General features: G+C 39.5%; 22 protein-coding genes. 4 read left to right on the forward strand and 18 right to left on the reverse strand.

Going from position 1 to position 22,239, the window contains the following annotated elements; genetic code table 11:
* Positions 1 to 68: 68 nt before the first annotated feature.
* From ACXYMX_RS09125 to ACXYMX_RS09145, 5 genes are all read right to left on the reverse strand, one after another.
* Complete coding sequence (locus ACXYMX_RS09125) at positions 69 to 2,669, reverse strand: CBS domain-containing protein (protein WP_459043945.1); 2,601 nt, start codon at positions 2,667 to 2,669, stop codon at positions 69 to 71.
* A gap of 246 nt (positions 2,670 to 2,915) precedes the next feature.
* Positions 2,916 to 3,395: a metal-dependent hydrolase gene (locus tag ACXYMX_RS09130; protein ID WP_459043946.1), complete on the reverse strand. Its 480-nt coding sequence runs from the start codon at positions 3,393 to 3,395 to the stop codon at positions 2,916 to 2,918.
* Between the two features lie 388 nt (positions 3,396 to 3,783).
* A complete protein-coding gene (locus ACXYMX_RS09135) occupies positions 3,784 to 4,404 on the reverse strand; it encodes a hypothetical protein (protein ID WP_459043947.1) in 621 nt (206 codons plus the stop codon).
* A 19-nt stretch (positions 4,405 to 4,423) separates the two neighbouring features.
* Positions 4,424 to 5,083: a hypothetical protein gene (locus tag ACXYMX_RS09140; RefSeq protein ID WP_459043948.1), complete on the reverse strand. Its 660-nt coding sequence runs from the start codon at positions 5,081 to 5,083 to the stop codon at positions 4,424 to 4,426.
* 74 nt (positions 5,084 to 5,157) lie between these two features.
* Positions 5,158 to 6,147: a helix-turn-helix transcriptional regulator gene (locus tag ACXYMX_RS09145; RefSeq protein WP_459043949.1), complete on the reverse strand. Its 990-nt coding sequence runs from the start codon at positions 6,145 to 6,147 to the stop codon at positions 5,158 to 5,160.
* Between the two features lie 209 nt (positions 6,148 to 6,356).
* Between ACXYMX_RS09145 and ACXYMX_RS09150 the strand changes: the two genes are divergently transcribed.
* On the forward strand, positions 6,357 to 7,016 hold the full coding sequence (locus ACXYMX_RS09150; RefSeq protein WP_459043950.1) for an SIMPL domain-containing protein: 660 nt from the start codon (positions 6,357 to 6,359) through the stop codon (positions 7,014 to 7,016).
* 93 nt (positions 7,017 to 7,109) lie between these two features.
* Here the strand turns inward: ACXYMX_RS09150 and ACXYMX_RS09155 are convergent, their stop codons facing one another.
* A complete protein-coding gene (locus ACXYMX_RS09155; RefSeq protein ID WP_459043951.1) occupies positions 7,110 to 8,261 on the reverse strand; it encodes a 3-phenylpropionate MFS transporter in 1,152 nt (383 codons plus the stop codon).
* Positions 8,262 to 8,343: 82 nt separating this feature from the next.
* Between ACXYMX_RS09155 and yeiL the strand changes: the two genes are divergently transcribed.
* On the forward strand, positions 8,344 to 9,006 hold the full coding sequence (yeiL, locus tag ACXYMX_RS09160) for a transcriptional regulator YeiL (protein ID WP_459043952.1): 663 nt from the start codon (positions 8,344 to 8,346) through the stop codon (positions 9,004 to 9,006).
* A gap of 132 nt (positions 9,007 to 9,138) precedes the next feature.
* Here the strand turns inward: yeiL and ACXYMX_RS09165 are convergent, their stop codons facing one another.
* From ACXYMX_RS09165 to ACXYMX_RS09175, 3 genes are read right to left on the reverse strand one after another with little or no spacing between them, the layout of a single operon-like run.
* On the reverse strand, positions 9,139 to 10,041 hold the full coding sequence (locus ACXYMX_RS09165) for a glycine betaine ABC transporter substrate-binding protein (RefSeq protein ID WP_459043953.1): 903 nt from the start codon (positions 10,039 to 10,041) through the stop codon (positions 9,139 to 9,141).
* A 3-nt stretch (positions 10,042 to 10,044) separates the two neighbouring features.
* Positions 10,045 to 10,890, reverse strand: coding sequence for an ABC transporter permease (locus ACXYMX_RS09170; RefSeq protein ID WP_459043954.1), 846 nt, complete (start codon positions 10,888 to 10,890; stop codon positions 10,045 to 10,047).
* Positions 10,883 to 12,145 (reverse strand): quaternary amine ABC transporter ATP-binding protein, encoded by a 1,263-nt coding sequence (locus ACXYMX_RS09175; protein WP_459043955.1) that lies wholly within the window; start codon positions 12,143 to 12,145, stop codon positions 10,883 to 10,885. The genes ACXYMX_RS09170 and ACXYMX_RS09175 overlap by 8 nt, the downstream gene beginning before the upstream one ends.
* Positions 12,146 to 12,357: 212 nt before the next feature.
* On the opposite strand from ACXYMX_RS09175, the gene ACXYMX_RS09180 reads away from it, so the two are divergent.
* Positions 12,358 to 12,894 (forward strand): GbsR/MarR family transcriptional regulator, encoded by a 537-nt coding sequence (locus ACXYMX_RS09180; RefSeq protein WP_459043956.1) that lies wholly within the window; start codon positions 12,358 to 12,360, stop codon positions 12,892 to 12,894.
* Positions 12,895 to 13,018: 124 nt separating this feature from the next.
* On the opposite strand, the gene ACXYMX_RS09185 is transcribed toward ACXYMX_RS09180, so the two are convergent.
* Together ACXYMX_RS09185 and ACXYMX_RS09190 are read right to left on the reverse strand one after the other, a co-directional pair.
* Positions 13,019 to 14,824, reverse strand: coding sequence for an adenylate/guanylate cyclase domain-containing protein (locus ACXYMX_RS09185; protein ID WP_459043957.1), 1,806 nt, complete (start codon positions 14,822 to 14,824; stop codon positions 13,019 to 13,021).
* Positions 14,825 to 14,834: 10 nt separating this feature from the next.
* The gene (locus ACXYMX_RS09190) at positions 14,835 to 15,953 is read right to left on the reverse strand and encodes an HD domain-containing phosphohydrolase (protein ID WP_459043958.1); all 1,119 of its coding nucleotides are present in this window, start codon (positions 15,951 to 15,953) and stop codon (positions 14,835 to 14,837) included.
* Between the two features lie 112 nt (positions 15,954 to 16,065).
* On the opposite strand from ACXYMX_RS09190, the gene ACXYMX_RS09195 reads away from it, so the two are divergent.
* Positions 16,066 to 16,416 (forward strand): DUF3307 domain-containing protein, encoded by a 351-nt coding sequence (locus ACXYMX_RS09195; RefSeq protein ID WP_459043959.1) that lies wholly within the window; start codon positions 16,066 to 16,068, stop codon positions 16,414 to 16,416.
* A 45-nt stretch (positions 16,417 to 16,461) separates the two neighbouring features.
* Here the strand turns inward: ACXYMX_RS09195 and ACXYMX_RS09200 are convergent, their stop codons facing one another.
* From ACXYMX_RS09200 to ACXYMX_RS09230, 7 genes are all read right to left on the reverse strand, one after another.
* Positions 16,462 to 16,908 (reverse strand): GNAT family N-acetyltransferase, encoded by a 447-nt coding sequence (locus tag ACXYMX_RS09200; RefSeq protein ID WP_459043960.1) that lies wholly within the window; start codon positions 16,906 to 16,908, stop codon positions 16,462 to 16,464.
* Between the two features lie 131 nt (positions 16,909 to 17,039).
* Positions 17,040 to 17,948: a sensor histidine kinase gene (locus tag ACXYMX_RS09205; RefSeq protein WP_459043961.1), complete on the reverse strand. Its 909-nt coding sequence runs from the start codon at positions 17,946 to 17,948 to the stop codon at positions 17,040 to 17,042.
* 18 nt (positions 17,949 to 17,966) lie between these two features.
* Positions 17,967 to 18,719 (reverse strand): ABC transporter permease, encoded by a 753-nt coding sequence (locus ACXYMX_RS09210; RefSeq protein ID WP_459043962.1) that lies wholly within the window; start codon positions 18,717 to 18,719, stop codon positions 17,967 to 17,969.
* Positions 18,712 to 19,629, reverse strand: a complete 918-nt coding sequence (locus ACXYMX_RS09215) for an ATP-binding cassette domain-containing protein (protein WP_459043963.1) — start codon at positions 19,627 to 19,629, stop codon at positions 18,712 to 18,714. Before ACXYMX_RS09215 ends, ACXYMX_RS09210 begins: the two co-directional genes overlap by 8 nt.
* A 93-nt stretch (positions 19,630 to 19,722) precedes the next feature.
* Positions 19,723 to 20,406 carry a response regulator transcription factor gene (locus ACXYMX_RS09220; protein WP_459043964.1) on the reverse strand — a complete coding sequence of 228 codons (684 nt, stop codon included), beginning with the start codon at positions 20,404 to 20,406 and terminating at the stop codon, positions 19,723 to 19,725.
* Positions 20,407 to 20,506: 100 nt separating this feature from the next.
* Positions 20,507 to 21,247 carry an SDR family NAD(P)-dependent oxidoreductase gene (locus ACXYMX_RS09225; protein ID WP_459043965.1) on the reverse strand — a complete coding sequence of 247 codons (741 nt, stop codon included), beginning with the start codon at positions 21,245 to 21,247 and terminating at the stop codon, positions 20,507 to 20,509.
* A gap of 391 nt (positions 21,248 to 21,638) precedes the next feature.
* Positions 21,639 to 22,115 carry a tryptophan-rich sensory protein gene (locus tag ACXYMX_RS09230; protein WP_459043966.1) on the reverse strand — a complete coding sequence of 159 codons (477 nt, stop codon included), beginning with the start codon at positions 22,113 to 22,115 and terminating at the stop codon, positions 21,639 to 21,641.
* Between the last annotated feature and the right edge of the window lie 124 nt (positions 22,116 to 22,239).

Raw genomic sequence — 22,239 nt, forward strand, 5'->3', positions numbered from 1 at the left:
GCCACACAATTTCAACACAATTCCGAATCGTGTCTGAATTGAGCGGTGCACAGGCACAAAAAATCGAATCAGTCCAAGTCTTCTAAATCATTCCGGAAATTGTTCTTCCCCAGCCATTCTACCGCTTCCTCTTTCGATGTTACTTCCCCATTCAACTGACTAACTTCTAATTGGAAAAAGATGTTCGAAAAATCAGGTCCTTGTTGTAGTCCCACCTTCACTAAATCTTCTCCCGTAAGATACTTCTGTAGATGCGTTCGACTCGTTAAATAATCCATAACAAGCTGTTCTTTTTTAATCAATCCCGTCGATACATGAAATAAAATGGCTTCGACTGAATACTCCTTTAAAGAAGCATGGTATTCACTCTTTTTCTGTACGTCATTCCACTTATCATAGTGTTGTAAATTCACTAGCTCGTTAAATAGCTTCATGTCGTTTTTCGTTAATGCAAATCTTTCAGCAGCGTCGATTTTTGAATCCGCATAAAATGGGATTAAAAAATAGGTAAACCAACTTGGCTGACTCGATTGCGTTGGATCATTTTGTGCATATTCACTGTATATCGTTTGTATTTTTCTTGCCATCTGATAGCTTAGTTCTTGGCTTTTGGAATGAATTCCAAATTGCTCCCAAAAATTCAATGTGTATAATCGCTGGATGATTTTAGATGGATCGCCTTCTTTAACTAGTCGCTTCATCTCTTCAATAATGCGATTCGGCGTTAAATTTTTCACTTTATCGATTGAATTGAGAGCTAACTTTTCAGTTTGTTCATCCATCAAAAATTCTAAGCGTGATTCAAAACGAATCGCACGGAAAATACGTGTTGGATCTTCGATAAAGCTAATATTGTGAAGTGTTTTAATCGTTTTTCTCTGTAAATCCTCTCTTCCACCAAACGGATCAATCAGCTCGCCAAACGTTTCCTTATTTAAACGAATGGCCATCGCATTGATCGTAAAATCTCGACGTTGTAAATCATCTTCTAAGGTCGATGTTTCGACATTGGGTAACGATGCGGGTCGATCGTAATATTCCAATCTCGATGATGTAATATCAATCGACAATTCTGATGGATGGATCCATGTAGCGGTGCCAAAGCTCTCATACTGCATCACTTCACCGCCATAATCCTCTTGCAAACTTCTCGCGAATAAAATCCCATCCCCTTCTGCAACGATATCGATGTCGTCATTCGGTTTATCTAGAAGCATATCTCTTACAATCCCGCCAATTAAATAAATGGGCATATGCATATGGCTAGCTGTTTGACTAATTTGTTTTAATAACGTAAAAACTTCTACAGGTAATTGCATTTCCATTTTTTCTTGCAAATGAACTTTCGAAAAATGGGTATCCTCTTCATCAGTATCCGCCAACATATCACTATGTAACATGTTAATAATATTTGTTCGCGTCACAATTCCAATGATTTCTTGATTCTCAATGACTGGCAAGCGTCCGATATTGTGTTCAATAATTAGCTTTTGAATTTCCTCAACGGTTGTGTCCCGTTGAATGGTCACAATATCTGTCGTCATATACGCTTTTACGGGTGCATGCCCTAAACCGTGGTGATTTCCTTTGTCTAAATCTCTTCTTGTAATTATGCCCACTAAACGCCCTTCTTCAACGATTGGATAGCCAGAATGACCATATCGATACATGAGTCGCCCCGCTTCTTCAATTGTCGTTTCGGGTGTCAAGGTTTTAACAGGATGGGTCATAATTTCTTGCGCTGTAATCGCAGGCTGTAACATGAAGGCCAAATGCTCGATGATGTCTTCAACTATCGAGTCGAAATCACCATTTTTAATGATTGCCGATCCTGCATGTGCATGACCTCCTCCGCCTAGCTTTTGTAAAAGAGGAAGCAACGAAATTCGATTGGAATTGGCTCGTCCCACAATATGAACATGTTTTTTCATTTTCACGACAGTTATTGCAGCATCTTCGCCTTTTATTTCCAATAACTTTTTCGTTAACAGACCGAGTCCACCTTGAAACTTTTCCAGTTGATAGGTACTTACGACAATCCCTAATCCATCCACTTCAACTGTTTTTGATTCCACAAGAAGATGATCTAACAAATCTTGTTGTTTCGGTTCCAATGGCTCTTCTGAAAAACGTTGAACCATCTCTAGGTTCATGCCAGCATCCATTAAGTAACTTGCGATTTGTAAATCACGCGGCGTTGTATTTTTGTATGTAAAATTGCCGGTATCTGTATAAATTCCCAGTCCAAAAAGAGTCGCTTCAAATTCAGAAATCGGTAATTGGCGTCTTTTAATTTCTTCAACGAGTAGCGTGACAGCCGCTCCGACTTGTTCAACAATGCCGCTATCGAAGTTTACATCATTTTTCCCTTTTGGATGATGATCGTAAACGATAATATTCACTTTCTCTTCATCAAAATCAGCAGAAATTTGACCAATTCTTGATAATGATGCGACATCGACGATAATCAGCGTTGTCACCTTTGACCAGTCGACGTGAATGTCTTGCATAAAGTCGAATGTATCGCGGTACATATTAAAAAAACGTCTCACTCGATCATCTTGCTTTTCAGAAATGACAAGTTGTGCGTCCGGATACAGTTTTTTAGCTGCAATCATCGAAGAAAACGCATCAAAATCCGTGTTCACATGTGAAATAATTATTTCCAACAAAATTTCCTCCCTAAAATGGTACCCGTAATTATTGTTTCATCTATGTATATACTACCATTAACTTCCTTGTGAGTGCAGGATGCCTGTGCACCACTCAATTTTAACACAATTGCGAATAGTGTCTAAATTTAGTGGTGCACAGGCAACTTTTGTCACATTTAACATTACAAAAATAAAAATGATCCGCATGCGACAAGCTCGCAGCGAATCATAAAAGGAAGATAGAACTATACCTTTCCGCTTTTATAGATAGAAATTGAACGCCTCATACCCATAGTAAAATGATACAAGCGTTAAAATACTAAACACAACGTTTTCTACTTTACTCCCTGTTTTTGTCGTTAATGGGAATCGGACAGTTAAGTTAATCGGGAAAAATAATTTAATTCCATTTTTCGTTGCCATATCCAATACAAAATGGCTCACCATTCCCGCCAAAAATCCTGCTTTTACGGCTTCGTTTGGAATAAATGAATTCAATAACCACGCAACGATTACTAAAAATAATAGACTATGCGTAAAAGTACGGTGTCCAAATAACATATTGATTAATTTCGATAAAAGCGATAGCTTCCTCCCAATTTTACTGCCACCATGACAAATGTCCGGAAGCAATGCACCGATGATTCCTGCGCCAACCATAATTAGTGGATCGTAATTTGTAATTTGTGCGTAAGCAAGACTTGCTGCAATTCCCCCTACGATGTGTGTTTTCCCAGTCATGCTTATTCTCCTCTTCTATACCAAATCTACCTTAATGAGTATAAACCAAACCGATATTAATAGTATTAGACAAGCATCAGCAGGTGAAACTTCCTTTACAAGTTTACCTTTACAACACCGCAAAAGATTTATTTATTTTGTTCTGCTTCTTCGGGGGATTTTTTCCAAAATCTAAAAAAACCGTAATAATCCAATACTGTTCGAAAATCTTATTCCGTTAAATGGCACGATCGTATTATTGAATACTGAAATTCTATTAACTCTACTTATACTATACCAACAATTTCCACAAAAATACTTTTTTAATCCGAAAAAGCACCACTAAGGGTGCTAATCGTTGTTCTAATTCTTTATTTTTTCTTTTTGCTAGCTGTTTCGAATTCACACGTCACTCCAAGTCTTCTAAATCACTCGGGTAATTCATCGTCCCAAACACTTCTCCAGAACTTTCATCCACTGTTTCAATTTTTACGTTCACCTTTTCAGGATTGACGCCGTCATAGATCTGATAGAACATACCCGACATTCCGATTCCAAAAGATGCAAAACCGTCAAAGCTGTTTTCGTACGCTTCTTTATCTACAACGAGTGTAAATTCCGAGAAATTTTTGTTGTATTTTATGTCTATGAAGGACATGAAATCTTCACCAGTAATCATTTCGTCGATGGATTCCGTAATGCTGGCTTTCATCTCGCTCATCATTTCTTTATGCTTCGCCTTACTCATTTTATAGGTTACAGAACCATCTGGATTCACTGTTGCCTCTTTCATGCCGTTCTCTTTAGCTTCAGCTACTACGTCATCCAGATTTTCTTCTTCAAAAAAAGTTCCTGGAATCGTTACTTCAACGTTCAACAACCCTTTATCGACTGCAGCTGTACCACCAGTTTCTTCTGTTTCTGGATCTGTTGATTCTTCTTTATCTACACTTTTGTCCATCTCGTCCGTAGAAGAGCATGCGGACAACATCAGTGCAGCAAATAGTATTCCTAGTAGGGATTTCTTCATGTCTTACATCTCCAATTCGTTAGTTTACAAAAAAGAATACGGGTGAACCTTCGCTTGAATCATAGGAAACTTTAAAATCATCGCCTATTTTTACTTGATTGGCAATATAGCCTTCTGCCGTCCCACCATTGTAAAGTTCTTTTGTTAATTCATTTGGAACGACAACCATCGCCCAATCGTACACTTCACCTTCTTGAGACACGAATTTAAAACTCATGCCGTTGAAATAGAGACTATCGTCTTCTGTTTCTGCATCTTTCAAAAAGCCTTTTACTTTGAGCATGGCGTATTCAAAACCTTCCTCTGCAGGATCGTTGAACATGTTCTCTTTTTCAATAAGTGCCCATGCTTCGTCACCGCGAATGGTCTCGAGGAGCGTGATATCGACATGTGCATCGTAACCGTTGTAACTGTCGTCATAGATGCGTTCTTTTACTGTGATTGTGTCTCCAAAAGGCAATGGGCTCGATCTTGTGCCAATTGGTTTCGCCTTTTCCTCTACCTCTTCTTCTACTTCTGCTTCCTGTTGTTCTTCAACTTCAACTGCATCCGTTTCTTCAGCTGCAACTACATCGTCACTCGGCTGAACTTCACGCGTATTTTTCTCCTCAATATCTCCGCATGCAGACAAAACAATGATTAGTAAAGCACTTCCTAGTGTTAAAATTCGTTTCTTCATATCCTTATCCCCCTTTATCGTTATCTCCATTGTAAGCACCCAATAAAAAAGACCCTTGCGTATATCCGCAAAGGTCAATGATAATTTTCGTATAAGCGTTTTGCTTCGTCTTTCATTCGAAGAACAAGTTCTTTTGGGTGATGCACTTGGACATCGGAACCCCATCGGAAAAGCCAACGCACAAGTCCTTCACTCATGGCAACTTGTGCCTTCAATCGAAACATTCCGTTTGGTTCTGCATGAATGTTCGCTTTGACTCCGAAACGATCGATAACAACGTTGATGAGTTTGTCTGAAAAAGTTGCTTCCAGTGAAATTAATTCACCGTCAAACATATGAAACATCTTACTTGTATAGGCGGATAAATGAAAATAAGGATCTGGCACAAAGTGTTCCGGGAGAACGCGAACATTTCGCATCCGATCCACACGGTATTGCCGGATTTCATCTTCCTTTAAAAAATATGCGACGGCGTAATAGCGGTCATTGTTCCAAACGAGACCGAGTGGATGCACAATGTACTCTCGTCCTTCATTGCTGAGCTTAAACGTAAGGTCTGTGTCATACCGACCGTATTGAAACGTAACAACACACTTATCATGGATGGCTTCGTGCAGAAGTTGGACCGTTTCGATAATGTTGTTTGTATCTTTCGCAGATGGCCCCGCAACATGAAGTTCATTCGTCAATTGCTTAGCCAACCGTTTACTTGTCAGCTTCCGGATTTTCATAAGCAGTCGTTCCGTTTCGCTTGTTGAAATGAATTTCGCTGCGCTGATTGCATCCATTAACAAACGAAGTTCGTGAATTTCAAATGGCCTGCCGTCGTAATAATAATGTTTTGTCATTCCGGATTTTTCCTGGGCTGACGTTACTGGAAATACGATGGAGTCTTCGAGTGCTGCCACGTCATCACGAACCGCTCCAATACCTACTTGCTTGTCTCCGTGAAAATAACTATGTATGTCATGAATCGATAACAAATCGCCTTCATCTGAATCGGCTTCTAAGATGTGCATCACTTCAAGGAGCCGCTCTCTAGCAGTTAAAGGATTGTCCGTCACTGTACATCTCCTTTCAAGATGGAAATTTTTAGCTTGTTGGAATCCATCTTAACATACTTCCCAGCTTTCCTGGGATGCCTGTGCACCACGCAACTTCAACACAATTTAGAATAGTGTCTAAATTGAGTGGTGCACAGGCACCGAAAAACAACTATCATTTTATACGATACGAACTACATACAATTAAACAAGTAAATCGTTAAGAAGGAGTGGAAGTCATTTATTATTCATATGTACAACCAACTATTCAACGAACTAAGAGAGTGATGACGGTGAATGGAACCGGCAGCGTAACATTGCCACCAGATACTGTTCAATTTTATGTAGAAGTACAAACAGAAAATGAAAAATTAACCATCGCCCAACAAGAAAATGCCAGTGCAATGAACAAAGTGATTGAGGCGTTATTGGATTTTGGTATTGAGAATGAGCATATACAAACCGTATCTTATAATATTACGCCTCAATATGACTATATCGACGGTGAACAACAGTTTAGGGGATATGCGGTTTCTAATGTCATTATGGTAACGAGTGGATATGTCGAAAAAATTGGTAGCATGATTGATTTAGCTGTGGAAAACGGTGCGACTGGCATATCGAATATTCAATTTCTTGTTTCAGATGAAGAAGCGACGTACGAAAAAGCATTAAGTGAAGCATTGGACGATGCAAAAAAGAAAGCCCAAACAATGGCAAATACGATACAAATACAAATCGATCTCATTCCTATAAAAATTGTGGAGGAACAGAAGGAAGCGCCAATCATTCCACGCATGTTTGTCGCGAAGGAAATGAGTGCCACGACCCCAATTGAGCCAGGCCAGTTAACAATTCGTGCTTCTGTCACCGTGCAATTTCAATATTGAAAAGAGAGAGGCTGGGATGCCTGTGCACCACACAACTTCAACACAATTCGGAATCGTTTACAAATTTAATGGTGCACAGGCACACCAAAAACCCTAATAAGCATAACGCTTTCGTGTCATCATAATTAACACCATCGCTGGCACCGTACAAACAATCATGCCTAAAAACGCGAGTCCTGGAGAAAACCCATATAAATAACCTCCGAGGAACGTTAGAATAGCCGTACTCAAGCTCAATGCCAGTGCGGAATAAACGCCTTGCGCATTTGGAATTTGCTGCTTCGGTAAATTTTTAGTTATATAAAGAATAAATGCGTAATGAGCGATTCCGAACGAGAACGCATGCAAACTTTGAGAAATCATAAATACCCACACATTGGGGAATAAAAAGACAAGTACCCAACGAAGAGTGGATCCGGAAGCGGCTAGGAATAATAACGACGAAGGCTTCCAATTTCTAAACAAGTGATCGGCTTTTGCAAAGTAAATAATTTCAAATATAATGGCAATGTTAATAATCATTCCGATATAAAAGTTCTGTACACCTAAGTCCTGTAAATAAATATAGCCATAGTTATAATACGCTGCATGTGCACCTTGTAGTAAAACAACGACAAGTAACACGATAGGAAAACTTTTCACTTTCCATAAGCCACGCATCGTTGGTGATTCCCCGCGATCTGCCGCGGTCGGTTTGATTAACAGTACTTCTGGTGTCGAGAGGAAACGCATCAAAAGCATTAAAAGAAGCCCAGCCATCATACTCCATAAAATAGCCTGCTCTCCGAAATACCCCGTTAGCATACTAACAATGAGCACCGAAACAACGAAACCTAGTGAACCATATGAACGACTCTTTCCGTAATGCACATTCCCTTGCTGGACCAACGCGCCTGCCGTACTATCTACAGCGGGAAGTAACGCCGGATAAGCCGCACTAAACAGTAACGTGACAATGAAAAGCGAGGTAAATGATGAAGTCGGGACGTAAAGTATCGTCGCAGCAAGTGAGCTCACTGTGAAAAATAAAATAACCGTTTGACTGCTCGAATGTTTAGAGATGAACGGGAAGACAAACATCGTCGATACACCGCGTGCTAAGAGGCCAAACCCCATAATTAAGCTCGCTTCTGCTACGCTTAATCCTTTTCCCTGCACAAGCCATCCTGTCCAATAGGGCAAAAATACACCCCATGTAATAAAAAAAACAAAAAAGTTCTGTGAAAGCCAGCGTTGATTGTTCATTGGTAATCCCTCCATATTTATTGCATCATAACACGTAACCACATACAATAATGTGAGATATCTCATATTAAGGAGGCAAACGATGCAATTATTAACAGAACCTATGCGTAGCTTCTATATTGAAAAATACCCAATTCAGTCCCTTTTCTCTTTCCCTATTACCCCGTATTTACAAGTTTTTCAGTTTGAACGTGGCGAATTTATTTATAAAGAAGGCTCTCATCCAGAGTATATATACTATCTTGTCGAAGGTAAGGCCAAACTATATGTTACCCACAAAAATGGGAAAGTATCTCTCGTCAATTTCTTACAAGCTCCAACTTTCATGGGCGAAGTCGAACTGTTACATGCAGAAAGCTTCTCCAAAGGTATCCAAACCGCAACAAAAGTAACTTGTCTTGCCATCCCAATTCATGCTTGTAAAGATAAACTTTTAACAGACGCAACGTTCCTAAGGTATTTATGTATCTTCTTAAGTAAAAAGATGACGATGATTTCAACGAAGTATACTAAAAACCAAGCATACCCACTTGAAAACCGCCTCGCCGCCTTCATCCTCATGTCGGCTGATCAGAACTTTTACAAAGAAAAACACACCGAAGTATGTGAATACTTAGGTGTCTCTTATCGTCATTTACTTTACGTCCTCGCGCAGCTATGCGAAGACAACATTATTGAAAAACATGCGCGAGGCTATATCATTAAAGACAAAGAACGCTTACAAATACTAGCCAAGGAAGTTTGAATGTTTCGAGCCCGTGCCTGTGCACCACACAACTTCAACACAATTCCGAATCGTTTCTAAATTGTGTGGTGCAGGCATGCAAAAAAACTCAGTCCCCCGAAGGAAACTGAGCCAAATGCTATTTACTACCTCTTACTTTAAATCTTCAATTGAATCAATGTCCATATATGTCGGTACTACTAAACCGATTTTAACGTTTTCAAGATTCGCACCTAAATCTTCGTATTTACCTTCGAATGTTTCAACATACGTACCGTGAGTTACTGGTAACCATCCTGCTAAGAAAACGTCTGCGCTTCCGTCAGCAACTGATGTCCACATTGGGCCAGCTTCAACTTGTAGCATTTCTACTTCATAGCCTAAGCCTTCTAATACAAGTGCCATTACGTTCGTACTAGCAACTGTACTATCCCATGCAACATAAACGAACTTGATTTTGTCCCCGTCTACTGATTCAACGCCGTCTGTCCAAGATGAAACCATTTCTTCGTTGTCATCGATCCAGTTTTGTGCAGCAACTTTAGGATCTTCTCCGTCAATTACAGCTACCATAACTTTCGCCATGTCTGTTTCTTCCCATTTGAAGTTGGAAAGAACTGCGTGAGCTTCTGGCTTCTCTTCTGCAAGTCCAAGACGAGCGATTGTGTGAATGTCTTCTGCTCCGCCAAATGAACCTTCTGGATCTTCAAGATATTTTAGATCAAATTTAGCAAATTTCCAGTGTGGTGACCATCCTGTAACAATGATTGGCTCTTCGTTGTCATACGCTCTTTTTAGAGCTGCTGTCATCGCTGCGCCTGAACCTGTTACTACTGACCAATCTTCAAGTGCGTAGTCTTCAATCGCACGTTCAGCTGCCATCATAATACCTGCACCTGGATCGATTCCAGTAATTTTATAGTCAACGGATTCGCCAACTGATTCTGTTGAGCCGCCTTCTGAATCTGTCTTTTTGTCGTCGCTTCCACATGCTGCAAGTCCGAGTGCAAGTAGTGCTACTGCGCTTAGTCCTAATACTTTTTTCTTGATCGTCATTGATTAGTTCCCCCTAGAATTTCGAGTTCCGGCAAATTGAGTGATACGGTCTAAAATAATCGCTACGATTACGATCGCGACACCTGTTTCAACACCGGTCCCGGTTTTCAACTGTGTTACAGCTTGGTACACTTTTGCGCCAAGCCCTGGTGCTCCTACCATGGACGCGATAACGACCATCGATAACGAAAGCATGATACTTTGGTTAACGCCTGCCATTATTGTAGGTTTGGCAAGTGGAATTTGGATTTTACTTAGTCGCTGCCAAGTCGTCGATCCAAATGCCTCTGTTGCTTCAATTAAATCTTTTGGCACTTGCTCAATGCCGAGCATCGTTAACCGAATTGTTGGTGGCATCGAGAAGATTACTGATGCAACAACCCCCGGCACGACACCTATATTGAAAAAGAAAATTGCTGGAATCAAGTAGACGAATGCTGGCATTGTCTGCATGAGATCCAGAATTGGAAGCACGATTTTACGTGTTGTTGCTTGAAGTGATGCCCAAATTCCAATCGGAATACCAATTGCGATGGCAAATGTGACGGACGTGAGTACTAACGCAAGCATTTGTATCATGTCGTACCAATAGCCTAAGTAGTCGATAAACAAAAATCCGACCAAAGAGAAGATTGCTATTTTCCGAGTAGATATGAGCCATGCAAGTAAAGCAAAAATGATAGCTAATAGAATCGAAGGCACCATTGCAAGTAAATCTACTGAACCTTCTACGATTGTTGCTAACAATGTCGCAATTCCATCAAATAGAGATCCAAATGTACTAGTGAGCCAATCAACACCGTTATCAATCCAACTAGCAAATGGGATTCTTGGTAAAAGTTTATCCATTTGTATTCACCTCTGTTGTCGAATCTTCGGTCTCTTCGACAATTCCATTCTCGTTTATGAACTGATTGTCTCCAGCCAATGCTCCAATGAGCGCGCCTCGGATAATAATTCCTTTCAATCGGTTCTTCGCATCGACAACAGCTACAGGAATCGTTGCCGTTGAAACTTTATCGAATAAATCCGTCAAAACACTATCTTCTGGAATCATAATGACGTCTTTGATTAGCACATCTTCAAGTGTTAAATCTTTTTCAGTCGCATCAACTGCATCTTGTGCGGTAACTGCTCCAAGCAATTGTCCACGTCGATCGACAACATAGATGGAAGAGATACGCAACCGTTTCATCAAGCGAAGCGCAACGAGTGGACCTCTGTCGATTTGAACGGTATCAGCTTGCTTCATTATATGGGCAGCTGTTAATACTTTTGATAAATCCACATCTTCAACGAAACGTTCAACATACTCATTCGATGGGTTCATCAGAATTTCTTCTGGTGTCCCAATTTGAACAATTTCTCCGTCTTTCATTAAGGCGATACGATCGCCAATACGAAGGGCTTCATCCAAATCATGTGTGATAAAGATAATTGTTTTCCCCATATCGCTATGAAGTTGCAAGAGTTCATCTTGCATATCTTTACGAATCAATGGATCAAGTGCACTAAACGCCTCATCCATGAGTAGAATATCTGGATCGTTTGCGAGTGCACGAGCAAGTCCAACACGTTGCTGCATACCACCGCTCAACTGATTTGGATATTGTTCTTCGTATCCCGCTAATCCAACGAGACCAAGTGCTACTTTCGCATCCATTTCACGTTCTTCTTTCGGAACACCTTGAATTTCAAGACCGTATTCCGTATTTGAAAGGATTGTTTTATGTGGGAAAAGCGCAAAATTTTGGAAGACCATTCCTATTTTTTTACGACGAACATTCCTCAGTTGCTCTTTGTTCATTTTTACAATATCTTCTCCATCTAACAACACTTGACCAATTGTAGGGTCAATAAGTCGATTTAACATTCGAACCAATGTGGATTTCCCACTTCCGGATAATCCCATGATGACAAAGATTTCACCTTCGTACACATCAAATGTCGCGTTGTTAACACCGACTGTTGCGCCGGTTTCTTTTAATATTTCATCTTTAGATTTACCTTCACGCAGCATCTGTGCCGCGCGCCTACTGTTTTTCCCGAAAATCTTCGTCGTTTCTTGGACTTGGATTTTCTTTATGGGTTCATTTTCTAACATGCGTACACTCCCTATATAAAACGATTAACCTCGTAATATTTATACAACGTTAATTACTATAACTGTAATCTGTTTGTAATACAACTGATATGCCTTTATAAATTGTACGTACAGTTTTTTCTGTACGTAATAATTGATTTTACCTTTAAATTAAACTATTCTATACTGTAGTAAGATATGGAATCGCTTATTAATTAGGAGGCTCGCGTTTTATGGACGGTACTGAAAGGTTAGAAAATGCACGAAAACGTATTACGGAGTCTATCGCTCAAAACATCCACCTCTACGGTCTCCCACCTTCTGCAGGCAGACAGTATGGTACGATGTTTTTTCAAAATAAACCTACAACATTGGATGATATGTCCGAAAAACTAGGAATGAGTAAAACAAGTATGAGTACGTCAAGTCGCGCCTTAACAGAAGCGAAACTTGTAGAGCGAGTGTGGGAACGTGGTGTTCGAAAGGATTTATATGAAGTAAAAGACGATTGGTATCAAAGCTTTATCGATACCTTTACGAATAAATGGGGCAGATCGGTTTCACTCCATACCGCTGCTATTCGAAGGTCGCTTTCTGAAATCGAACAACTCATAGAAGATGACACCATTAGCCCAGAAGTATTGGCGGAAGCAAAAATAGATTTAGAGAAACTCAATTACATTAAAAACTACTATGCATGGCTAGGTAGACTCATTAAAGCGTTCGAAACCCATGAAATCTTCGACCTCGTACCAATGGAGGACGAATAATCAAAAAAATGCGTACTCACATTCTGTTGAAAATGTGAGTACGCATTTTTTTCGTTGCCTGTGCACCACACAACTCTGACACAATTCTGAATTGCGTCTAAATTGAGTGGTGCACAGGCACGAATTAATCTACTGCAATCCGAATCAGTTTTATATCTTTATTAACTCCTTGAAGTTGCCGGGTAATTGTCTCGATTGTCAGTTCAGATACGATTTTTTGATATTGTGTTTGTTCACATATATCCTTAAAAGTACTTTCGCTAAGAATAATATCGTTTCCTAACCCCTCTTGTTGAATACGCGCCGCTAGATTTACGGTTTGACCAAAATAATCTAGAATTTCATTTGCATTTACTGCAATTACAGGCCCCGTATGAAAGCCAATACGAATTTCAACTGGCTTTGTAATCGTTTTATTTAACAATGAAAGATTGTGTTGGATATCCAGTGCCGCCTTAAGTGCGTTTGACTCATTTGTAAAGACTGCCATGACCGAATCCCCAATGGTCTTTACAACAGCGCCTTCATTCTCTCGGATGTATCCCATTAAGTAATCAAAATGCTTTTTCACATTGGAATAGGCCGGCCCATCACCAATCGCTTCATATAATTGTGTCGAACCTTTTAAATCTGTAAAAAGAATCGTTAATTGACCAACGCTAATCTGTTCATTCGTAGCTAGGACTTCTGTTGCAAACAAGTCCCGAAATAATTGAAATGACGTAGCATCGCGCGCTGTTAGAGCAAGTTGATCCCATTCTGTTTCTTCTAAGACTAGAACAATTTCTTTATCGGTTTCATTGTAGAATTGAATTACTTCGGACTTCCGCGCGATTTTTTGCGAAAAGCCTTTTTCAGTAAAATTCAATTCTGTAGTTTCTCTAACGTCAGATGTGTCAATAGGTAGCATCCGATTATCTTTAATCACTCGCCAACGCAAATTTGGGGTCCAGTCGGATAATATGAGCTCTTTTTTAGCGTTCGCCCCTATTCTAAATTGACTAATTATATGTGGGGAATTCATTGGCCCATTTATACAGAAAGTTTCTTCGTTGGTTTTACGAATACTCGGGTGCACGTTAAAACGAAGTTCAATATATTTATCGAAATCTACTTCATAATCCACACCACAAAGATCGCAATGTACCTTGCTCTCCACTTGTTTCATAGTATTTGCACGACCTTTTGGAACACGACAATTCGGACACATCATGCTCCATTCTTGATCAAGCAGACCCACTTTTGTGGCAAACAGGAAAAGGTTGACTGTCAATCTCTTATCAAAGGTATACTTCTGCGCCCATTCATAGGGTTTCATACTCACAACTTTACTATCTTCTTCAATTAACAATGTCTGCTTAAGTTGCTCAATCATCACATCTTCCTTAAAAAGCCCTTTTAATTTCTTAATTAAAATATCAAGATGCTCATTTTGAACGTTGTGTTTTTTCTTTTCAAGAAAGCTACGTTTTGAACTTCCAGCTGAACCCACTTCATACTCATTTACATAATCAAACGTTTTTATTAACTGAGGAAATATGATTGTATGTAGGACAATTCTCCCGAAAAGGTTATGAACAGTAAATTCACCTTTGAGACTGATTCTTGTTCGATTCTCCCCTACTTTAGCCACTGAAACTTTCCAAAGCGCATGTGATAGTGGACCTTTTGAATAAATTCGTTCGATTGAGTAATAATCGTTTCGATGCCACTCGAAAACATTTTCTTTCCACTCCGTTTTTATTAAGCCAAATGCAGTGGCCTCAGAATGACGCACAAGAGATTCTTGCCCTTCTGTAAACGGGGTAAATTGAACTGGAAAAAGTCCAATATATCGATTCAAATCATTCGTTTGCACCAATAAATTCCAAGCCGTTTCAAGAGGGAAATCCAGCACCTTATCTTTTTGGAATACGATCAATTTCTTCATAATGCTCCCCCTAATCCAAATCATTATACTGATCACGTATCTGTATAAATTGGTCACTATGAAGGAGAAACAAATCGATTAGTTCCGGGTCAAATTGTCTTGCGCGTTGTTCAATCATATAAGCTAGTATTTTTTCAATTGACCATGCTTTTTTGTATACTCGTTCAGAGCCGAGTGCATCAAATACATCCGCGATTGCAGTAATTCGCCCCCAAATATGAATCTCCTCACCTACTAGTTTGTTTGGATAACCCGTGCCATCCCATCTTTCATGGTGTTCATGGGCAATTGTTGCAGCAACTCGCAATAAGTCCCTTTGTGAATGTTTAAAGACGTTATATCCAATCTCAGAATGCTTTTTCATCGCTTCAAATTCTTCATCCGTTAATTTTCCCGGCTTTAATAAAATACGGTCCGGTATAGCAACTTTACCAATATCATGCATCGGGGAAGCCAGTTTTAATTGCATTGCTTCTTCTTTCGGCAATCCGTAAAGAGTAGCCAGTAGATAGGAATAGCTTGCTACTCGCCTGACATGATTTCCCGTTTCTTGGGATCTACTTTCTCCAATTTCCCCCATGATCTCAATAATTTCTCTTTGGGTTTCAATTAATTCATTTCGTAAAATAGATGATTCAAGCGTAGTACCTGCATAAGATGCGGCAAGTTTTAGAGTTTCAAGGTCTCTTTCATGAAATATTTTGTCCGCGGTCATTTTGTTAATCGCTTGAAAGACACCGATGACTGTACCTTCCGCATTTTGGAATGGAATGCAGATGACAGAGCATGTTCGATAACCGGTTTCCAAATCAACTTTCTTATTGAATCGCGCATCCAAATATGCATCCGATACAATAATTGGTTCCCGCGTAGTGACACAGTGACCAACGAAACCACTATCCTCATGTATCGTTATTTTACCCATTCCATGGGCCACCACAGTCCACAACATTTTTTCTGCAGGTTTATGTAGCCAGACAGTACACCGATCTGCAACAACCAACTTTTTTCCCAAATCAGCTAAATTCATTAATAGCTTTTCTATATTATTTTCCGTCATTATTTTAGCCATATACTTAAAAATAACGGCAAGCATTTCATCCGATTTCAATTCTACTTCATGTGCCACAACGAAACTCCTTCCAAAAATAAAGAATGAATAATAGTAATTTACTGTTATGATTATAGTATCATATAAAGCTGGGATAATATGTTACTTTTGTTTAAGGAGGACTGAAATGATGACGGTATTTAACTACTTATTAATAGGGCATTTAGTAGGAGACTTTCTTTTCCAAACAAATTGGATGGCTATAAACAAATCTACTAAGTGGGTTCCACTGCTGTCTCATTGTACCGTATATACAGCATCCCTTTTCAGTTTGGCACTTGTAGGAAACTACGTACTCCCTATTGAAGTAATTGTGCTTCTATTTGTAAGTCATATTGTTTTGGATCGGCGGAAATTTGTCGTGTGGTGGGTAGAGCGCATCATGAATTCTAAAGGACCTGAATCCAAATGGCTCAAAATAGTTGTCGACCAAGTTTTCCATATTCTTATACTTGCGATTGTGGCGCATTTTTGGTTTTAGACACTCAAAAAGGAAGGGCATCTTTCCCCCTTCCTTCTAGTACAATCATGTCCTTTTCATAATTTGTTCCCCGTTTACATCCAGTTCACCCGTCACGCAAAAACCAAACTTTTCATATAAATAAAACGCACCTTCATTTTCTGGATAAACACTTAAATAAATTGCTTGTTGGCCATATTCTTCAGTCACTTTTTGAATCAGAGTTTCCATAAAAAGAGTGCCCAGTCCAAAACCTTGGTAATTTTCATCAATTAGAAATCGATCAATCCAAAGTCGCCCCGTTTTCGTTTCTTCAGCAAAGAACCCATACATCGCAAAGCCAACAAGTTGGTAATCCTGATAAAGTCCAACTGGCTTATACTCTTTCCACTTTACCGAATCCACCAGGCTTTCATACGTTGTTTCAATGAAGTTCAATTGAGATTTTGAAACTTTTAATTTTAATACCTCTTGGTAGTTATATTTCGTTACGTCATGTATGGCTATGCCCATGACTTTCCAACCCTTTCTTATTTATCCACAAGTAGCATGGAACCCTTATTTCCTTTCATTATTTGACGTTTAATGAAAATAAAAGTTCCGCATTCATTAGATGATCTATTCCGTGCGCAATCTATACGGGACTACTTCCACTTCCTAAATGTAACTTCTAATCTAAATTCATCTCCAGTAACATCAGCGGCGACTTTTCCTCCTTGCTTTTCGGCAAGTTGCTGAACAATATGCAAGCCTAAGCCAAGCTGTTTACCGGTACGGCTAGTGTCCATTCTAAACGTTCTGTCAAAAATCCGTTGAAGTTCTGCAACGTTGAACGTCTCCACATCATTTGTAACTTGGAATCGGATATATTCTGCATCTTCGATTATATCGATTGTTACAGTACTTTTACTGTAGACGAGCGCATTTTGAATAATATTGGCGACAATCCGCTCTGTCGCTTTTTTATCTGCCAAAATAGGTGAAACGGCTTGTTCATTCATTTGCACTTGCAACTGCTTCTTTTCAAACTCACCGTAATACGTCAGCATCGTATCTACGACGATTTGATCCAAAGAATGCTTCTCCAAAACCATTTCTTTATCCAATGAATCCAGTTGCGAGAGTTCATAAAACAAATCCACAACATTGGTCAGATTATCGATCTTCTTTTGTACAACAGCCAAATACTCGCTTTTTTCCGCTTCAGTCAACGATGGGTTCGATAACAATTCCGAAAACCCTTTGATTGACGTTAAAGGCGTTCGCAAATCATGTGAGATATTCGTAATTTCTCGCTTTAGATTCAATTCCCTCGCATGGTTGTATTGCTGATTTTGCTTAAACAAATGAATGAGCTGGTTGATTTTCACAGCAAATCGGCCTAAGTTCTTATTATGGGTATTGGTCCGAACGACCTCATTCGTCCCGAAGTTCTCATTGATTCCCTCTAATTGCTTCGTCATTTGCTTAATATCCCAATGAAGAACTAGGGATTTTCCGAGCATTACAAGAAGCAGTAAAATCAGTACTAGGATAATCAACCAGCTGCCCACATTCATTCAACTCCCATCTCAATCAATCGTTTGTTTTGCGAACTTTGTGACGCCTATTCGTAAAGCTATCAAAGAAAGTAGCCCACCCGTAATCCAGTATTCAAATCCGAATTGTACCGTTTGATTCATGAAATTAAATAAGTTCTCATTTAACAAGGAATCAGGTGCATATTTATAAACGTCTTGTAAACTTGCGAACGATCTGAATAAGATCCTCAATACGTCTCCCGAAAACATAAAGATGAACAAAACGAGAATAAAGATGTAGGCATCACTGAGTTTTATCATTTTCGACGAATGAATGAAGAAAAATGCACTGAGTACAATTGGCAACATATTCACAAGGGCTATTAAAAAATCATTCACCGATTGAGGATCTGTCGCCGCCATTAGCGTCTCTCCCAACCCAATCATTAGACCGACACCTAAGATGCTAATGATTATGAAGTAACATAAAGTTAAAATTAGTTTGGACCAGAAGATTGTATTTCTAGCTATCCCAAAAGAAACAGCGTTTTTCAGCAAGGCTGTATCCTTGCCGGTTAGACTGCTATTAAAGAGATAACTTACCAGGATTACAAGGCCACCGCTACCGACTATATTCGAATAGAAGAATCGGCTCGTAGCGTAAGGGAAGTTCGGATCCGATTTTTGGACAAGGTACAGTACAGTTGCTGCCGCAATAATCAACAATAAGCAGACAAGACTCGTAATGTGCAATGAGTTTTTACGCAATAAGCGGTATTGCTCACTTTTCAGATAATTAATCATGTCCGTTCCCCCCAACCAGTTCCAAGAAATACTCTTCTAAATTGCGGGCTTCGATTCGGAATTCCATTACGGAAACTCCATTGTCTACCAATAGACGATTCATGTCTCCGCTGCATTCGACATGATTGTCGACGATGATCACTTGATTGGGAAGTACTTGAAATTGGATATCTGGATACGCCTGTTCCAGTAATTGCGCTGTTTTGGCTGGATTATCAACCGTAAATCGAAGTTGTTTCCGACTTTTTTCTTGGAGTGACTCTTTGCTTACATCCTCGACTATGACACCGTTTTTAATAAACACAAAACGCGTCGCCAATAAGTGTAGTTCGGTTAAAATATGACTGGAAATAAATATCGTTATCTGTTTTTCTTGATTTAATTTCACCAACAAATTGCGAATTTCCCGAATCCCTTCAGCATCCAACCCATTGATTGGTTCATCCAGCACCAAACAATCTGGACTGCTTAGCAGGCAAAGAGCGATCCCTAATCGCTGTTTCATGCCCATCGAATAGTCTTTAAACCGCTTCTTTTTTTCTTTTGCGAGACTCACAATTTCCAACACTTCATTTACACGCTTCTTTTCAACGATTCCGCGCTGAATTCGGTAGTACTCCAGGTTTTGTGAGGCAGTAAAATCGGGAAAGAAGACAGGTGTTTCCACTAAGAAACCCATCCTTCTCCTTGCATGTGCTACGTCACTTCCAGTGTTTCCGAATAAATGAATGTCTCCTGCAGTCGGATGCAATTGGCCGGCAAGCATTTTAAAGAGCGTCGATTTCCCTGAACCATTCTGTCCGATGAGCGCACAAATTTCACCTTTTTGTACTGTGAAATCAAGGGGCTTGATAACGTTCACGTCTTTAAAACTTTTCGTCAGTTGATACGTTTGAATAATCGTCTCCATATTAGTGACTCCTTTGCTAAACTCTTTATATGTATATTTTAGCGTAGATTTCTTTAACATCCTGTAAGTGAATCATAAAGAAATCATAAGGAATTACACAAGCATGAATCCGATTCCCCAAATCGTCTGTATGTATTCGTCAGTAGTCCGTTCAGCAATCTTTTTGCGTAGATTTGATATATGTACACTGATCGTGTTGTCGTCCCCAAAATACGTTCCTTTCCAAATGCGTTCATAGATCTCTTTTTTAGAAAACGCTCGCTCCGGATTCTGCATGAACAAGAATAGAATATCAAACTCTGCATTGGTCAATTGCAGTTCTTGTTGATCTAAAGACACCGAAAGTTTATCTGTATTCATCTTCAACTTTCTCCAAACAATCTTTGGTGAAGGTTTAGAATAAAGACTCGATTTACGCAATTGAACTTCTACTCTCGCAAGAACCTCTTGTTGATTGAACGGCTTCGTAATATAATCATCAGCCCCCATCTTCAACACGTTTACTTTATCCTCGACATCCACTTTAGCTGAAATTACAATGATTGGAGTTGAATTTTCTTCTCGAATCTCTTCAATCAATTCCTCACCACTTTTTCCTGGCAACATCAAGTCCAATAGAATTAAGTCAAAACTCGTAGTCTGCAATTGAAGCAAACCTTCTGTTCCCGAATAAGCGAACACCGTTTCTGCCCCTGTTGTTGTTAACATAATCCCTAGCAGCTTACTAATCTCTTGATCGTCTTCAATAATTAATATTCTTCTACCATCATTCAACATGATCACCTGTCTTTCTTGAACATGCCTGTGCACCAAACAACTTCAACACAATTCGGAATCGTTTCCAAATTGCGTGGTGCACAGGCACCCCTTGAGAATCTTAACGTCCAACCGTCCAACCACCGTCTACTTTGATTTCTGCGCCGTGCATGTAATCTGATTCATCTGAAGCTAAAAATAGTGCTGCAGATGCAATCTCTTCTGGCTTGCCTGCCCTACCTGCTGGAATATCGTTTAGTCTCTCATCTTGAATTCCTTCTGTCATAGGTGTCTCAATAAACCCTGGTGCGATTAAATTCACCTTAATGCCCTTGCTCCCAAAATCATACGCCAATTGTTTCGTAAACCCAAGTATCGCATGCTTACTCGTTACGTACGTATTTCCGCCAGCGCCTGCAACAAATGTAGATTGCGAGCCGATGTTAATAATTGTCCCTTTGCCTTTTTCTAAAAATATCGGCATTACGGCTTTTGTGGTAAGGTATGGCCCTTTCACATTGATCGCCATTAATTTATCAAATGCTTCTTCGTCCGTTTCAAGGATATTATTATAAGCGTCATGAATACCCGCTCCATTATACAATATATCAATCGTGCCATATTTTTCGACTGCTTGCCTAACCCCGTTTTCGACGGCTGACGATTTCGTTATGTCAATAGCTACAAAAATAGCTTCCCCTTTACCCTGTTCAATTTCGCTGACAATCCGCTCACCTTTTTCTTCGTTCATGCCGACAACAATCACTTTTGCGCCTTCTGTCGAGAACATTTTTGCTGTAGCTTCTCCAAGACCCGATGTTCCGCCAACAATCATTGCAACTTTACCTTCTAATTTTCCCATAGGTTTTCTCTCCCTTATTAAAATTATTGCCTGTGCACCACACAACTTCAACACAATTCCGAATCGTTCCCAAATTGCGTGGTGCACAGGCACACTAAAGACTTTTTACGTTTCTCGGAAAGATCGAATTTCCATTTCTAACAAACACAAACACCGCAGCTACAATAAATACACCAATTCCAACTAGTAATGTTGACTGAATAGCTCCTACCATCGAAGGATCTAATCGGCCGCTCGTATACGAGCTATAGATGCCAAAATATGCCCAGGCAATACTTATAGGAAAAACTGCGTTTTGATACAACAAAAGGTACGACAAAGTTAGGACAACGGCTGCGATGATCATAATAAGTGTCCATACGGATGCTGAAAGTCCAAAACCGCCCCATTCTTACTGTAGCAAAAAGATGGAAGTATTAAGAATCGATGCGATAAATACCCAAGAACCGTAAATCGTGAAACTAATTCCAGCCAAAACAAAAGGGACCTCACTTCTATTTTTATATATTTCCTCCACTATTAATAACAATATAATTACCATTCCTATAATAAAGAGCGTAGATAGGCCCATAAATTCGAATGAGAATAAAACAATCCATCCCATATTCAACACACAACTGATAATAAATAGAGGTGAAATCATGTGAACCAGCTTACTAACTCTCTCATCTTTACTTTTCACAATAAAATAAACCAATGTAACGAAAAGCAATGTGTAAATAACTCCCCAAATCGAAAAAGCAAAACCTGCTGGGGTTAACAGTGTTGTATATTTATCTGAAATATCTTTTTGACTCATACCATTGAAAAATCCCGATGATCCAAGATAATTAATACCAAAAGTAGCTGAGTCAATTTCATAATTCAGAGCCCTTGGGGCTCAAGGCTTTTCAGGCACAAAAAATAGAGCACCTCCCCAAATCCTGTATAATGTAGTCACCACAACATACAACAGACAGGAGGAAGATGCCCTTATGTCCATTATACGACAA

Source organism: Sporosarcina sp. CAU 1771, assembly GCF_054482775.1.

What these genes read in the sequence shown, in the direction of transcription:
- ACXYMX_RS09130 (WP_459043946.1), bottom strand. Translation starts at nt 3,395, where the DNA reads ATGACTGGGAAAACACACATCGTAGGGGGAATTGCAGCAAGTCTTGCT.
- ACXYMX_RS09135 (WP_459043947.1), bottom strand. Translation starts at nt 4,404, where the DNA reads ATGAAGAAATCCCTACTAGGAATACTATTTGCTGCACTGATGTTGTCC.
- ACXYMX_RS09140 (WP_459043948.1), bottom strand. Translation starts at nt 5,083, where the DNA reads ATGAAGAAACGAATTTTAACACTAGGAAGTGCTTTACTAATCATTGTT.
- ACXYMX_RS09155 (WP_459043951.1), bottom strand. Translation starts at nt 8,261, where the DNA reads ATGAACAATCAACGCTGGCTTTCACAGAACTTTTTTGTTTTTTTTATT.
- yeiL (WP_459043952.1), top strand. Translation starts at nt 8,344, where the DNA reads ATGCAATTATTAACAGAACCTATGCGTAGCTTCTATATTGAAAAATAC.
- ACXYMX_RS09165 (WP_459043953.1), bottom strand. Translation starts at nt 10,041, where the DNA reads ATGACGATCAAGAAAAAAGTATTAGGACTAAGCGCAGTAGCACTACTT.
- ACXYMX_RS09170 (WP_459043954.1), bottom strand. Translation starts at nt 10,890, where the DNA reads ATGGATAAACTTTTACCAAGAATCCCATTTGCTAGTTGGATTGATAAC.
- ACXYMX_RS09175 (WP_459043955.1), bottom strand. Translation starts at nt 12,145, where the DNA reads ATGTTAGAAAATGAACCCATAAAGAAAATCCAAGTCCAAGAAACGACG.
- ACXYMX_RS09180 (WP_459043956.1), top strand. Translation starts at nt 12,358, where the DNA reads ATGGACGGTACTGAAAGGTTAGAAAATGCACGAAAACGTATTACGGAG.
- ACXYMX_RS09185 (WP_459043957.1), bottom strand. Translation starts at nt 14,824, where the DNA reads ATGAAGAAATTGATCGTATTCCAAAAAGATAAGGTGCTGGATTTCCCT.
- ACXYMX_RS09195 (WP_459043959.1), top strand. Translation starts at nt 16,066, where the DNA reads ATGACGGTATTTAACTACTTATTAATAGGGCATTTAGTAGGAGACTTT.
- ACXYMX_RS09200 (WP_459043960.1), bottom strand. Translation starts at nt 16,908, where the DNA reads ATGGGCATAGCCATACATGACGTAACGAAATATAACTACCAAGAGGTA.
- ACXYMX_RS09210 (WP_459043962.1), bottom strand. Translation starts at nt 18,719, where the DNA reads ATGATTAATTATCTGAAAAGTGAGCAATACCGCTTATTGCGTAAAAAC.
- ACXYMX_RS09215 (WP_459043963.1), bottom strand. Translation starts at nt 19,629, where the DNA reads ATGGAGACGATTATTCAAACGTATCAACTGACGAAAAGTTTTAAAGAC.
- ACXYMX_RS09220 (WP_459043964.1), bottom strand. Translation starts at nt 20,406, where the DNA reads ATGTTGAATGATGGTAGAAGAATATTAATTATTGAAGACGATCAAGAG.
- ACXYMX_RS09225 (WP_459043965.1), bottom strand. Translation starts at nt 21,247, where the DNA reads ATGGGAAAATTAGAAGGTAAAGTTGCAATGATTGTTGGCGGAACATCG.